Source organism: Phaeobacter sp. 11ANDIMAR09 (assembly GCF_001294455.1).
GTDB lineage: Bacteria > Pseudomonadota > Alphaproteobacteria > Rhodobacterales > Rhodobacteraceae > Pseudophaeobacter.
In genome coordinates this window covers 1-13,708 of record NZ_LIKT01000045.1, presented here as the reverse complement: position 1 = coordinate 13,708, position 13,708 = coordinate 1, and the positions used below count along the sequence as shown (strand labels likewise).

The window sequence follows — 13,708 nt, the reverse complement described above, 5'->3', positions numbered from 1 at the left end:
TGGCCCAGGAGCGGCCAGTCAATGGGTCAAAGCCAGCAACTGGTGCGGCCCGCAGCGCGCCTTCGCGCGAGGACACGGGTTGCAGGCTTTGACGACGCGCCCGCGCGGCGCTTGCCCATTGACGGGACGTGACAGGGATGTTGGGCGGACCAATCAAATTGAAAGAAGCCTGAAGGAGGTGAGCGGGCTGAAAGCCAGTCGATCCTCCGCACAGTCCGTTTCTCAGAGCGGCCCGTGCGCAGCAGCACGGGCCACAATTTATCATCCCGATCAAAAATGCCTGCGCCCCGCCACGTGAAGCGGGCCGCAGGTGCTCAAAGCTCAACACCGGCTTTCAAGTTGCCGTCCGAATCCAGCCATGAACGGGCCTCGGCGCAATCTAGGCAAATGCACGAACAACTGCCTTTCACGATGACCGGCGCGAGAAAGATCACTGGGTTTGAGGCGCCGCATTTGCGGCACGTCATTGGGGGTAAGATTGCGGGGCCGCTCATGCTGCGGCCGCTTTCGACTGACCTGCGGCTGCTAAGACAAAATCGGCTGCCTTCTGTGCCTCGGACGCCGCGCGAAAAATCGCCCGCTTGTCCTCTTTGAGAGCTTCCAACCACCCTTCAACATAGGCGGCGCTTTGGTCGAATTCCGGCGCGACGCCAATCTGAGCACCAAGGAAACAAGCACCAATTTCCGCCACCAGCTCCTCAAAGGCATAGGCTTCGCGGTTCGCAAATTTCTTTATCCGCTCCAGCCGCTTTTCGCTACCGGTCCAATGGATTGATTCATGGGCAAGGGTCGCAAAATACCCTTTCGCACTATGAAAGGTCGCTACGGGCGGCATATGGATGTGATCCTTGGCCGGGCTGTAATAGGCTCGCGGCTCATCGGTGGTCACGATCTCCGCGCCCGTGCGAGCAAAAAACGCCTCAAGCTCGGGATCAGCCTCAGTGCCAAGATCGCGCGGGGCCTCGGGCCGGATGTAGTAATCCTCCGGCAAACCTTCGATCTGATCGGCATTGAAGACGCGGTATGCGCGCGCATAGGGCAGCTCTTCCTCGATGCCCAGCTCGTTCTCTCGGGTGAACGTCCCGTATTTGACCAAGGTAGACGACGTTTCGCCTTTGCAGACTTGGCCGCCCAGCTCCTGCGCCTGTTTGTAGGTCATCCAGCGGCTGGATACATAGCCATGCTTGGCCGCCATGACCCAGAGCATCAGGACATTAATCCCGCGATACTCCTCGCCGTTGTGTCGGGTTGGCAGGGCAATGCCCGACGCGCTCCCTGTCCACGGTTTGCGCCAAGGCAGCGTGCCTGCCTCGATTTCCGCAATAATGGTGTCGGTGACATGGGCATAAACATCAAACTTCGGTGCCATTTGTGGCCTCCTCAATCAAAGTAACGCGGATGAGGCTTCGCGCCCCCTTCCGACGATGGGCTGCGCCTCGGCCACCTGATCTGACCGAATACGCATGTATTCGGCGGAACAGAGTGGGAGAGGGCAAAGCCCGACCCACGGCCCTGAACGGGGCTGTCAATCGGCCACATTTGCGAAGAAAATGTCTGCGTCAAAATCAGACGCCAGTTTGGCCCGCGAGGAATGGCTCGCCTGCGAGACAGGGGAAATTGGTGGCTGATTTTGGGGATGGACTATGGTTGACCGCCACGGTCAGGGATGTTGGGCGGACCAAACAAAAGGAATGATGCCTGGACCGGGGTGAGCGGGCCAACGGCCCGTTGAGCCTCGATTCAGTCTACTGGGAGATGTTGCCCGCGCGCTTAAGCGCGGGTTCATTATCTTCTTACGCCAACAGTTACGGTCCCATTTTTCTGGACAATGGGCGGAAAGCGGGCTTTCAGCCGTTCTGAGTCTAGACCGATGCCTCTCCGGCGCTGGCACTCACAGATAGAGATACCGATATTTTTAACCAAGAGCCATCTCGCGGAAAGAAAGCGGATTCAGACTCGATCCAGAAAATAGCAGATGCAACGGGTAGTTACTGATCCATATGTGGCAGAACTTCGTAATTGATTACATGTTCCCGATCCATTTTTCTCCAATCGCAACGGACAGTCTCAATGAATAAGGTGGCCCCAATAACCAAACCCGCGCTTAACGTCGACGACATTTTCTTTCCAGATGCGTATGAACAGCCGGCACCGCAAAACAGCGCTGTTTTGGTTACCGGGGCTGCGAAGCGTTTAGGGCGGGCGATCGCTGCGGACCTGGCCGAAGCCGGCTGGCGCGTTGTCATCCACTACAATGGCTCAAAGGTTGCGGCCGGCCGTCTCAAAAATGACATCGAAGCTGCTGGGGGGCGTGCCGAGGTCGTACAGGCTGATCTTTCCATTCCCGACGAATCATCGAAGTTGATTGAAAGGGCAGAAAACCTCTGCGGACCGATCGGCGTCCTAGTCAACAATGCGTCTGTGTTTGAATGGGACGATTTGCCATCAGCCACGTCCGAGACCTTTGAGCAACACATGGGGGTGCACGTCAAATCACCCTTGTTATTGTGCCAGCACTTTGCGGATCGTTTGCCGGAACAGGCGGGCGGCACCATTTTGAACGTGATCGATTCTAGAGTGCTTAGTCCTTCGCCGCGTCACCTAACTTACACGCTATCAAAATCGGGGCTTTGGAACCTGACACAGATCTTGGCAGAAGAATTTGCACCAAGGATCCGGGTCAATGCAATCGGGCCCGGCCCAATTTTACCAGAAGCGGGCCGGACAGAAGAGCACTTTCGTGACCGCTGTTCACAGCTGCCCCTGCAAAGGCCTGCGTCTTTGGCTGAAGTATGCGAAACAATCCGCTTCCTGCTTGCTCAAAAAGCGATAACGGGGCAGATGATCGCTTTGGATGGTGGGGAACACCTTACCGGCTATCGTCCGCGCCCGTCGTCGTAATCAGCCTAACTCAACCCACGTGATACATGGACGCGAACAGTCTATGGTCATAGCTAACCTGTTCGAACGTGCGGCCCTTGGTCAGGATCGAGACTGCATCGTGGCTATGCAGAGACTCTTGGTGGCTTGCGATCACTCGGAAGTCACCGATTTGCCTTTGGCGATCGAGGCCAGCAAAAATTAGTCTCACAGCGTCTTCGACAAAGATCGGATTCGATCCGTTCAATTCAGCGAACGCCTGTTCGTCTTCACGCTTAACCATCACTTGCGTTTCTGTTGGAATGGCTTTCAGGCAAAGATCTACCATATCTTCGACCCAAATCGTTTTGCCATCTTCGACCACAACTGAAATCCGTGCTACGGACCGTTGAGAGTGTGGTGTCGCGATCTGCCCGCGGCTGTTTCGCGCGTGCTCGGACAGTTCCAGAGAACATGGACACGTCGAGGAATAGACGTAATCGAAATGCACTATTTTCGTTGATGATGCGCCTTTGCGGATCACCTCATAGGCGACGTCATAATACTGGTATCCCTCAAGATTGCTGCGCAAGGAACGTTTTAGCATTGGGTAGCGCATGCTGAGTTGCAGCCGCGCATCGAAACTTTTGAGGTCATCCAGATAGCTTGTCAGAATTTGCTCGGCGGTCTCAAGATTGAAAGGAGCCTCGGCATACTTGTAGAACGAGCGCATAATCCGGCTCATATTTATGCCCTTCTTCGTCGCCTCAAGAGAGACCGACCCCGTCACGGATGTCTCAAGCGTTAAAGGTTCACCCGCGCGTGTCTGCCATTTTAGCGGCAGGCGGAAATTCGAAATGCCAACATGCTGAATTTCGGTTTTGGTCCCCTTGATCAGGCTCGACGGCCCGTTTTGAAGATCGGGCATCGCGGCTTTGTAAGCCGCATCGACCACAAAATTCTCTGGGTAACTGCGATTCAAACCAATCGTGTTTTGATTAACCGCATGAGAATAATCGTTTTCTACCTTTGACTTTGTGTCGCAACTGCTGGAGTTCTGCGCTTTTTGTTCTTCGTCCGAAGAGGCGACAGTAGATGCCTTCGCATTGTTCAGTTGCTTGGGTAGCACGATCTCGTTCATGGTGTTTAACTCCTTAAAGAACAATGAGTATTACGCATCACGTGGGCGATCGGATCAAACCATGAAGAATATTTCGGGTGCCACGTCGAAAAACCAATGTTGCTGTGGGATTGGCCACGCAAGGGACATCCCCCTAAAAACAGGCGATGTCTTTTCCACCTCTCGGTTTATGGGCGCATAGACTTGCCTCTGCGGTTCTGAAGGCGGCTTTCACCCAACCCGGGAACACTTCGGGGAAACACCGCGAACCAAATCGGGTTGTTTTGCCATCTGTCTGTTTCGAACGTTCTGTTCACCGCAACAAAGGAAATCCAAAGGCATACTGAAATGCCTGTTCGGTTTTAACCGGTGTTATTGCTTGTCGTATTCGACCCCGGAAATCCGCCAATCGCCCTGCCAATCCAGCCTCGCGCTTCTGGGACGACGTCTTCTAATTGGGGCAAATCATTGACACATAAAAACTTGATGGCGGGATTGGTGGCCTTCGCCAGAAGGGATCGGGTTTCAGAAGAGCAACGTCCGACCCCTTGACCGCTCACGATATGGAGGTGATCAACGCTTGTCTCAAAAACAGCCTCCCTTGCGTTAATGCATGCGTGACTGTGTAAGCCTTGAGGCAGGAACTGGCTTAGATCACGAAACCGATGTTTTACATTGTTCCTGAAGGCTTCTCTGTGCTGTTCGAACAAACGTGACATGACCGATTGCCGCAAAGGATGAACCACATGTGCGGATGCAAACAGACGAGTTGCATCAAATCCCATCATGCGAGCTGCATTCAGTTGCATGTAATGATTGAACTTGGCCGGGTCGTTGCGCACTTCTGGACGGCTAAGCGCGTCGTCATAGTCCACCCACTTTCCTCGCAACACAGGAGCATCCCCTCGGAATACGTCTGACGGATGCAAGGGCGCGGTCAAGAATACGTCGTCGTTGAAATACATGAAGCGCTCGCTAAGACCATCTATTCTCCAGAGCATGCTTTCGATTGCCAACGAGTTGAATGTCGGCAGATCCGCGTTGAACTCACGAAAGATCTCGTGATGAAACACAAACTGTACTTTGGCCCGAAGACTGTTCGAAAGAGGTTGAAGATCTGGCGTCTCCTCGTCGACAACAATCCAAATCCTCCGCACCCAAGGCGCGTTATTTTCCAGTGATTGAAGGCAGTACAGGATTTCGTCGTTGCATGCCCACCGATGCGGATTGGTCGCGTTTTCATGAAGGGGGCGATTTTCTTTCGCCAAATACCTACGGCGCTTGCGTCGATGTTTTTCGGTGCTTCCGTCGACCCAGGTTATGACCGCATCGATAGGGTCGTCTGCGCTGTTGTCGCCTGTACTTTGATTTGGATTTGTTTCTGGCATTAACTCCAGTCTCGCATTCGTGTGTTATTTCATTGCCCGCGTAGGAAGACTGAGGCAATCGATCGTTCGGCACCCCAACTCAACTATACTCGTTTTTCGTGTTTTCCATCTCGTTCGATTAGGAACCCAGTCATATAGATCGATCGCTCCGATGGCACAGGTGCGATTGGCATTTAGAATACCTCTCGTCAGGCTTTGTTGCACAAACCGGATGATATGCAGGCTTCCCCTTACCCCGGACGGATTTACCCTACGGGCTCGGTGACGGGTATGCCAAGCGCAGTATAGCGGTTGAGTACGGCGATGCGGATCTGGATCTCCGCGACCTGCCGTTCAAAGTCACGAGCCATGAGCGATTGGCCCATCAGCTTCATGCAATGCATCTTAGTCTCAACGCGGCTTCGGCGGTGGTATCCACTCCACCGTCGCCAGAGGGCGCGGCCCAGGTATCGTGATGTGTTGACCGCTTCGTTTCTGGCGACAGCTCCAGCAGTCGTGGGCTTCCAAGGTTTGGCATTCTTGCGTGGTGGAATGACGGCGTGAGCGCCACGGTTGGCAATCGCGTCATGGCATTTGCGGGTATCGTATGCCCCGTCAGCAGTGACTGATCCTATGTCCTGATGGGGTGGAATTTGGTCGAGTAGTTCTGGCAGTATGGGCGCGTCGCCCACATTACTTGTTGTGACCTCTACGGCCCGAACCTCCAACGTTTCCTCGTCAATCCCAATATGTATTTTGCGCCAAATGCGGCGTTTGGAGCCGCCATGCTTGCGTGCGTTCCATTCGTCTTCACCCTCGGCTTTGATGCCCGTGCTATCAATCAGGAGGTTCAGCGGACCGGTGCCGCCACGATACGGCAGCTCCACGTTCAGCATTCTCTGGCGGCGGCACAGCGTGCTGAAATCGGGCACTGCCCAATCCAGTCCGACCAGCCGCAGGAGACTCTCGACGAAACCAGTCGTCTGCCTCAGGGGCATGCCGAACAGGACTTTCATGGTCAGACATGTCTGGATCGCCGCATCGCTGAACTGCTGTTGTCGACCACGCTTGCCGGTCGGAGGTGGCCGCCATGTCATCCCGGGGTCGAACCAAATCGTCAACGATCCACGCTGCTTCAGCGCATCATTGTAAGCCGACCAGTTCGTGGTTTTGTACTTTGTGGGGTGCCAACTGCTCATGTCTCCCAGCTATCATGCTGGATTCGTGCAGTGAATCCCTACAGGGATTTGTGCAACAAAGCCCCGCGAAACAAGAACTTCGAAAAGAAGGAGTTTCAGGAACTTTGGCAGCGCATCAACCGGAAGGCTGTTTATCAGGTCGAATTTGACTCCAACGATCTAGTCAAACGCTGCGTTGACGCTTTGGACCGAGATCTCGTTGTCTCGCCACTGCAATACGTCGTCACCGAAGGTAAACTTTCGGATGAACTGACTGAAACCCAGCTTCGAACAGGAGCTGCGTTTAAACAATCGGGCATACGCAGCGAAAAAAGAAACTCTGCCCACTCGCTTGTTTCGTATGACGTCATAGGCAAACTCGCTGAAGGTGCAGAGCTCACGCGCGGAACGGTCGGCGAAATCCTGACCGGCATGAGCGCTGCAAAGTTCTCGACGTTCCAGGCCAATCCGGAACAGTTCATCTCTGAGGCCTCACGCATAATCAAAGAGCAGAAAGCCACGACTGTCATCGAGCATCTGACCTATGATGCAACTGCCGACAGATACGACACAGATATTTTCCCCGCGACCCAGAGTGGCACAGACCTAACGCACGCCGTCGGGAAGTTGCGAAACCACATATACGACTATGCTGTGGTCGACTCTGGGGTGGAACGGAAATTTGTCGAAGACCTAGATACAAGCGATGAAATCGTCGTCTATTCAAAGCTACCGCAAGGCTTTCTCATTCCTACTCCTGTCGGAGACTACAATCCTGACTGGGCGATAGCTTTCAAGGAGCAATCAGTGCAGCACATTTATTTTGTCGCGGAAACAAAAGGTTCTCAGCCGTCTCTCAAGTTCCGCGAGTTGGAACGTGAGAAAATCAAGTGCGCCAGAAAGTTTTTCGAGGAGATTGCAAACAGCGTCCCGAATGACCGCGTAAAGTATGATGTCGTATCAGACTTTTCTGAGCTCATGTCTGCAGTTCGGGGCAACTAACCATGTTTGGGAAGGGTTGCCTATGCTCCGCTTTGATTTGAAACTTGACCGATTGCCCCAGCGACACCCGGTCCCGGCGCTATCAGAAACGCCTCGCTGTTCTGTGCCTGTTCGTGCACGATTGGAGTCCTACAATCCCGTAAATGAAATGCACCGACGCGGCGAATACTGGACCCGCAGCCTGATCCTCGAAGCCTGTGACCACATCACAGCGATGGAGATTTGACGGATGCCTGCTTACCTTAAAGCAGCTCTATGGATCGGGATTATTGGGGCGCTGTTCATGATCTTCCCGGCACTACTCGTCATTGCCGTGTTAATCCTCTTGTGGTGGCTGATTTCCAACCTGACCGAGAACGGGCCGAAATGGATCTGGTGGCAGCGAGATGCGTTGTTCTTGTGGTTGGGACGGTTTCGGTGGTTCGGAAAGCTGCCGTGGGTGTCCAGCATCCTGCGCAGGGTCCAGGCGGAAGAAGAAAATCGGAAAGAAGAGGCGCAACGCAGAAAGGCCGAGGCCAACGCTCGCGAACAGGCCGAGCGTGACAAAGCCCAGAAGGAATATGATACCCTGATTGAGCGCGCCATTCCTCCGGACATCAAAAGGGATATGCGCGCCTTTCTAGACGGCTCATTCGTCGGCGAAGACCGCTCGCCCTTGGCCTATGTTGGATACAGAGTGGGAAAGACCCGAGGGTTGGTCAGCCGGGAGCGACAAAAGCGGCTGGAGGTCTGCTTTCGGATCGAGATTCCAACTGATCTTGATGCGAAGTACCAGAAGTGGGGCAGACCTGCGACATACCAGCGATTTCACTCCATCGAGAGGCATCTGAAAATGCTGGCGGACATGCGGAGCGGTCGCAGCAATCTGAAATTTGCAGTAGCGGATTGGGAAGAAGATCGCGCATGGTTCTTAGATGAGTTCCGTGATTTGGCTGGGTTACTTCAGCGCCACTCACCACGGCGATATTGGTGAGGTGTATCGATGCGATAAAGCCAGGGCGGAAAACCCGCCCTGGCGCTGAGGTCACTCGGTGACCGGTTCTTCATCGCGGCGCGGGAAGGCGACCATTTCGACGTCGGGAAACATGCTGTGCTTGACGTTGATCGACGTGATGTTGCCGCTGTCGTCGGTGTTCACGAAGAGGACGCCGCAGCGGTCCCAGAAGTTCTTGCCGTCTTTTTCGCCGGATTTGACGTTCAGTTTCAGAGTTTGAGTAGCCATCTTTTGATCCTCACTTTGAGTGTTTCGATGAACATGACCAAAGCTGGCACCAAGGGGCTGTCAGCGAGAAACTTGTCTCGCGAGGAATGCGCTGGCGCAGGGGAATTTTCTTGTTGAAGCGTGGCTTGCACCGCGCCTGCTACGGCTGCCCGCTTATGTTCAGCAATCAGAAACACGGCGTTGAGGATCTGAGTTCGGCACTCCAAAATCGACTGCCACGTCGTAACGCATCAGAATGGCCAAGGACCTCAAAATCTCGCTGCAGCCAAACGGCTTTCGGTCAATCCAATCCAACAGCGGCCCCAGTTCACGCGCGCGCCAGATCCGCTTCCTCGTGCTCGAAGGCTGTTGCCATCTCCCTGATCTCTCGCTCCGGAGCCCCCAAGGCACGGGCAACATCACGCCAAACAATAGTCGCTTCGGCCACCTCGGCAATGATGCGATCTGCCTCGCCGCGTTCGAGAAGATAGGAGCCATGTTGCGCGCGGTGCAGGGCGATACTGGCATCCGGATTGTCATCGTCGACATAGCTCTTGAGCACACGCGGCTGGTTCGGCACAGGGTTGATGTCGTAGGCCGGTGAGAGGTGCCAGCCGCCATGCCCACGCAGAAATCCGTGATTGCGCATATGGTCATCGAGGTTCGTGACAAGAATGGAAAAGGCAACCCGGCGGTAGAGCTCTTCACGGTCTTGATCGGGAGTGACGCTTTCTGAGGTGATGATATCGGCCAGGTCTAAATAGCTGTAGCTCTCGCCGTCTTTGCCGCCCAGCAGCGCCATGGCTGAGATGAACGGGATCCTGCCGTCATCGTTCCGGTCAAACCGATGGGACAGGAAAACCGGTTTGTCGCCTGCCATCTCAAGCGTGTGATCCGAAACCGTAATTCCGGCGCGTCTTGCGAGCTCCAGTGCAATGGCTTCCCAGCGTTCCACGCAATAGGTGTCGGTCTCTTTCGGGAACTTGGCGACAGACAGGCGGCCGTGCTGGTCAAGGATGCTGGCCTTTGGCCGAGCGCCGCCCAGAGAACTTCCCGGTGCAAACAGCATTTTGAGGTCCTCTGCGGTCTCTTCCCCGCGCAGAACGCGCTGAGACGCATGAAGCAAATCCCCGAGGCTTACGAGCGCAGGCACGCCGATGCCTTCGCGCGCTTGAAAGTCGCCATCAACCCTGAAGCGCAGCGCACCCAAACGGGTCTCATCATTCACCCCAAGTAGGTAGTCGGTTTCTTGCAGCACTCTCGGACGTCGCCCTTCGGCCTCTGCCATGCGCCCCTCATAGCGCCGCATCACCGTTCTGCCCCAGGTGTCGGGGGCAGAATCCCCAAGTGGCGCAAGCATATCCTGCCCTGTTACCGGCACGAATTGCCCTCTGACGAGAGGCATGTCCGGCGAAAGCCCGAAGGCATTTTCGTCGGCAAGCCAGTCGTCATGATAGGTAAAAGACACCCGCTCTCGGCCGCGCCCCGCTGTGCGGTGGAGCGTGCCAACCCGTTTCAGCCCCTTCCAGTCGATCCAAACCTCAACCATTTTTCAGTCTCGCACGCTGCGGGAGGTCATCCAGGGCCATCTGCTCGCCAACTGGATCGTCGATATCCCCCCAACCTTTCAGAAGGCCGAGCGCCTGCAGTACTGCCACGTAAGTGCCGATCTTGACTGCAGGGTTGCCGCTTTCGACTTTGGCAATGGTCTGCCGCGTTGTGCCAGCGCGCTGCGCGACAATCTCAGCGGTCAGTTTGCGGCGCAGTCGTGCAACGCGAATGTTTTCCCCAAGTGTCACGAGCTCTTTACGTGCCGCTCTGGGCATTTTGATCGAAACAGCCATAAAGATACCTCCAAGAAACACTAAGTCCAAAAATGTTACGCTGAGAAAACATTAATGTCAATTTCACCGCTCAACCTGACAATCCAACGCTCCCGCTCGTATCACGATCTATGTTACCTCAGCATAACACTGAACGCATTAAAGTCACCGTTAAGAAACATAACCCGGTCATCCGATTGCACCTTCAGGCTTAGCATCCTGCGTCACACGAGCTGAGAACAAAGAAACGCTGAGGCTTAACGGCTGTCACTGAGAAACTTCAGTCGAATATGTTGTCAAAATCAGATGTGGAGCCCTTACTGCGTGTGCTGACCAAAAGCTCTAGGTCGAGGGCTGCCAACAGCGCCAAGATCGTGTCGAGCTTTGTGCCACCCCGCCCGGCCTCAACTTTCGATATTGTTTCCTGCCAAACGCCGCTGCGAGTGCCGAGATCGGCCTGCGTCCAGTTTTTCTCTCGACGAGCCAAACGGATCGCATGCCCAAGATCTCTGGGAATTCGAACGAAGTTCTGCAAGCCTGCCTCCAGCGCCGCACATGATGCGTAGGTCATAAATCCTCTGTATGATCTAAAGATCATAGGCGCAGCAGTCTAGCCCACGACAACTTACGCTGCAGCGTAATTTTCCGAATTTTGCGCTGTAGCGTAAATTTCGCACCAGTTCTCCTCTTTGCCCTATGCCAGTTGCACCTACCGAGGGGTTGCTCCATGGCCCGTCGATCTTCAGAAAAACATACCATATTTTCTGACAAAGAGTTCGAACATGATTACGTCAAACATTAAGCAACGCATCATCCGAAAAGGTCGCGGCGCAATCTTTGCGCCGACCGATTTTCTCGACATAGGATCCCGCGCAAGCGTAGATCAGGCCCTGTCACGCCTTGCTGATCAGGGTGTGATCCGGCGACTGACGCGGGGGCTGTATGACTACCCGAAGAAGAGCCCACGCTTCGGGTTTCTGTCGCCTTCCGCCGATGACATCGCAAAAGCTGTTGCTCGAAAGGACGGTCAGATCTTGCAACCTTCTCCTTCGATGGCTGCCAATCAGTTGGGCCTTTCCACTCAGGTACCATCCAAGCCGACCTATATGACCGACGGCCCAACCCGCACTAAGAAAGTTGGACAGCAAGTCATCCAGTTCCGCAAAGCATCCCCCAAAACATTGGTCGGCGCAGGACATAAGACTGGGGTTGTCTTCCAGGCGTTGCGTTATGTCGGCAAGGAACGTGTGGACAGTCAAGTCGTCGACCGCCTTGCACGCGCACTGGACGACAATGATCGGAAGCTCTTGGCAAAGCAAAGCAGGCACGTTCCTGCTTGGATGCATCCCGTCGTGCAACAGATTGTTGCGCATAAATGAGTGTGGATCATTTAGTCAACGGCCGAATAGTCTTCAAAGACGGGCTTTGCAGGGAGCTGCCACTTGAACCAGTTTCTGAACGCCTACCTCCTGAACAGCTCGATATATTCGTTGAAAACAAACAGTCGATTTCGGCGTTGCCCCGTAACTTCAACCAAAACACCGTGACTGACCATATCGGTTATCAGCGCGGACGCAGTATTGCCGGTGGCCCCAATGATTTCGGCTACCATGTTCACATCCACAACCGGACGCGCATACAGGTGCCGCATTAGCGCCTGCGCGTTGTCTTGTCGGCGCGCGCTGAACCGAGGCAGTACATCTCGTTCGATCCGTTCCTTGATTGCCAAAATAGACCGGAATACGTCTGCTGACGCACGCGCTGTTTCTTCAACGCCATGAAGGAAGAACACCAGCCATTCCCGCAAGTGGTTGCCCTGGCGCACGGCCATCAAGTGATCGACATACGCGGTCTTATTGCGTTCAAAATAGTCCGACAGATACAGCGCAGGCCGTACTAGCAGCCCCTCTGACGCCAGATATAGCGATATTAGCAAGCGCCCCAGACGCCCGTTACCGTCCAAAAACGGGTGAATTGTCTCAAACTGGTAGTGCCCAATGGCAATCCGCACCAATGGATGCACAAACAGATGGTCCGCGTGCAAGAATGCTTCCAGATCACCCATCAAATCTGGAACATGGTCATGATGCGGCGGTACAAACACTGCGTTTTTCAAGCTGACCCCTATCCAGTTTTGACTGGTACGAAACTGTCCTGGCTGTTTCTGTTGACCGCGTACTCCAGAAAGCAATATTTCATGCGTTTGACGCAGTAATCGGTTCGACAAGGGCAACTCGTCTAGGGCTTCAATCGCAAAGTTGATCGCATGGATGTAGTTTTGCACCTCAGCCCAGTCGTCGCGTTCTTCTGGATTCAGGTCATCAGCATCCTTGAACGCATCTTCGATGTTGGTTTGAGTGCCTTCGATCCGACTAGATTGCGTAGCCTCCTTCGCGACATACATGCGAATAAAGAACTCGATATCGGGGATCAGCTGTGCAAAGGCGTTCAATTCTCCCAAGGCACGGTCAGCTCGACCCAAGAGCTCTGAAAGCTCGGGGTCAGCTACAACCCATTCATTACAAATGGTTTCTGGCAGAAATGCCTTATATTCGTACTGATCCTCAAGTTGACCAGATTTGAAGTTCGCGATGTCCATACCTCAGAAACCACTCCGTTTTCTGCGTTACTGAAAGCCTTATCTCAATTTCTGCGTTTTTCGCAACTACTACCTCAGAAAAACGGGTCATTTTTGAGATATAGATATCCCAATCTCAAATTGCGCAACAACTCTCATGCCTGCAGCCCCGCAGCTCGAACTTGCTCAGACGTCACCAGCTTTGAAGCGATCAAATCCTCGATCTGCCGGTTGGTGATGTGGCGGCACAGGGGATGGCGCTCGTGGATCCACTCGGCGAGGCTGGCGCGCCCCTTAGCTTCGGCCTCTCGCGCTTTCTCTCGGTCGGCCTGGATCTGGGCCAGCCCCTTTTCCCAACGCCGCATCTTGAACCAGTTGTCCGAGAAACAGACCTTGCTGCGGGTGTAGCCCTCGCTTTCCTTCGCGTAGGCTTTGACTGCCTGCTTCAGATCATCGAGCTTCACACCGGCCTTCAGGGCCGCAGCGATTAGGCGCAGACTGGTTCGCCGGTCTCGGATCCTGTCTTCGGGATAGGCTGCCAAGATCTTCTCAGATTCAAAATCTTCAACCGCCTCCGCCG

13 protein-coding genes and 1 pseudogene are annotated in these 13,708 nt (G+C 54.4%); 4 read left to right on the top strand and 10 right to left on the bottom strand.

Translation table 11 applies throughout. The features are described from left to right. Nucleotides 1-490: 490 nt before the first annotated feature. Nucleotides 491-1,369 (bottom strand): ArdC family protein, encoded by an 879-nt coding sequence (locus AN476_RS21180; RefSeq protein ID WP_054463761.1) that lies wholly within the window; start codon nucleotides 1,367-1,369, stop codon nucleotides 491-493. A 701-nt stretch (nucleotides 1,370-2,070) separates the two neighbouring features. Between AN476_RS21180 and AN476_RS21175 the strand changes: the two genes are divergently transcribed. After that, nucleotides 2,071-2,901, top strand: coding sequence for an SDR family oxidoreductase (locus AN476_RS21175; protein ID WP_083464449.1), 831 nt, complete (start codon nucleotides 2,071-2,073; stop codon nucleotides 2,899-2,901). A gap of 10 nt (nucleotides 2,902-2,911) precedes the next feature. On the opposite strand, the gene folE2 is transcribed toward AN476_RS21175, so the two are convergent. From folE2 to AN476_RS21160, 3 genes are all read right to left on the bottom strand, one after another. Then, nucleotides 2,912-4,000, bottom strand: coding sequence for a GTP cyclohydrolase FolE2 (gene folE2 / locus AN476_RS21170; protein WP_054463760.1), 1,089 nt, complete (start codon nucleotides 3,998-4,000; stop codon nucleotides 2,912-2,914). Between the two features lie 341 nt (nucleotides 4,001-4,341). After that, nucleotides 4,342-5,367 (bottom strand): stealth family protein, encoded by a 1,026-nt coding sequence (locus tag AN476_RS21165; RefSeq protein ID WP_054463759.1) that lies wholly within the window; start codon nucleotides 5,365-5,367, stop codon nucleotides 4,342-4,344. A gap of 245 nt (nucleotides 5,368-5,612) precedes the next feature. After that, nucleotides 5,613-6,545, bottom strand: a complete 933-nt coding sequence (locus AN476_RS21160; protein WP_054463758.1) for an IS5 family transposase — start codon at nucleotides 6,543-6,545, stop codon at nucleotides 5,613-5,615. 30 nt (nucleotides 6,546-6,575) lie between these two features. Between AN476_RS21160 and AN476_RS21155 the strand changes: the two genes are divergently transcribed. Both AN476_RS21155 and AN476_RS21150 read left to right on the top strand, forming a co-directional pair. Beyond that, the gene (locus AN476_RS21155; protein WP_054463757.1) at nucleotides 6,576-7,526 is read left to right on the top strand and encodes a hypothetical protein; all 951 of its coding nucleotides are present in this window, start codon (nucleotides 6,576-6,578) and stop codon (nucleotides 7,524-7,526) included. Between the two features lie 229 nt (nucleotides 7,527-7,755). Then, a complete protein-coding gene (locus tag AN476_RS21150; protein WP_054463756.1) occupies nucleotides 7,756-8,499 on the top strand; it encodes a hypothetical protein in 744 nt (247 codons plus the stop codon). A gap of 51 nt (nucleotides 8,500-8,550) precedes the next feature. Here the strand turns inward: AN476_RS21150 and AN476_RS21145 are convergent, their stop codons facing one another. The 4 genes from AN476_RS21145 to AN476_RS21130 all read right to left on the bottom strand — a co-directional run bounded on the left by AN476_RS21145 (nucleotide 8,551) and on the right by AN476_RS21130 (nucleotide 11,085). Beyond that, a complete protein-coding gene (locus AN476_RS21145; protein ID WP_054463755.1) occupies nucleotides 8,551-8,748 on the bottom strand; it encodes a hypothetical protein in 198 nt (65 codons plus the stop codon). Nucleotides 8,749-9,055: 307 nt separating this feature from the next. Next, complete coding sequence (locus AN476_RS21140) at nucleotides 9,056-10,276, bottom strand: type II toxin-antitoxin system HipA family toxin (protein ID WP_054463754.1); 1,221 nt, start codon at nucleotides 10,274-10,276, stop codon at nucleotides 9,056-9,058. Further along, entirely contained in the window at nucleotides 10,269-10,571 is a 303-nt protein-coding gene (locus AN476_RS21135) for a helix-turn-helix domain-containing protein (RefSeq protein WP_157063830.1), read from the bottom strand. The genes AN476_RS21140 and AN476_RS21135 overlap by 8 nt, the downstream gene beginning before the upstream one ends. A gap of 259 nt (nucleotides 10,572-10,830) precedes the next feature. Further along, nucleotides 10,831-11,085: a helix-turn-helix domain-containing protein gene (locus AN476_RS21130; RefSeq protein ID WP_157063831.1), complete on the bottom strand. Its 255-nt coding sequence runs from the start codon at nucleotides 11,083-11,085 to the stop codon at nucleotides 10,831-10,833. A 247-nt stretch (nucleotides 11,086-11,332) separates the two neighbouring features. On the opposite strand from AN476_RS21130, the gene AN476_RS21125 reads away from it, so the two are divergent. Further along, nucleotides 11,333-11,929, top strand: a complete 597-nt coding sequence (locus tag AN476_RS21125) for a DUF6088 family protein (RefSeq protein WP_054463752.1) — start codon at nucleotides 11,333-11,335, stop codon at nucleotides 11,927-11,929. A gap of 83 nt (nucleotides 11,930-12,012) precedes the next feature. Here AN476_RS21125 and AN476_RS21120 read toward each other — a convergent pair whose 3' ends face one another. After that, a complete protein-coding gene (locus tag AN476_RS21120) occupies nucleotides 12,013-13,149 on the bottom strand; it encodes a Fic family protein (protein ID WP_054463751.1) in 1,137 nt (378 codons plus the stop codon). 134 nt (nucleotides 13,150-13,283) lie between these two features. Then, nucleotides 13,284-13,708: pseudogene (locus tag AN476_RS21115) on the bottom strand (hypothetical protein); the annotation flags it as partial.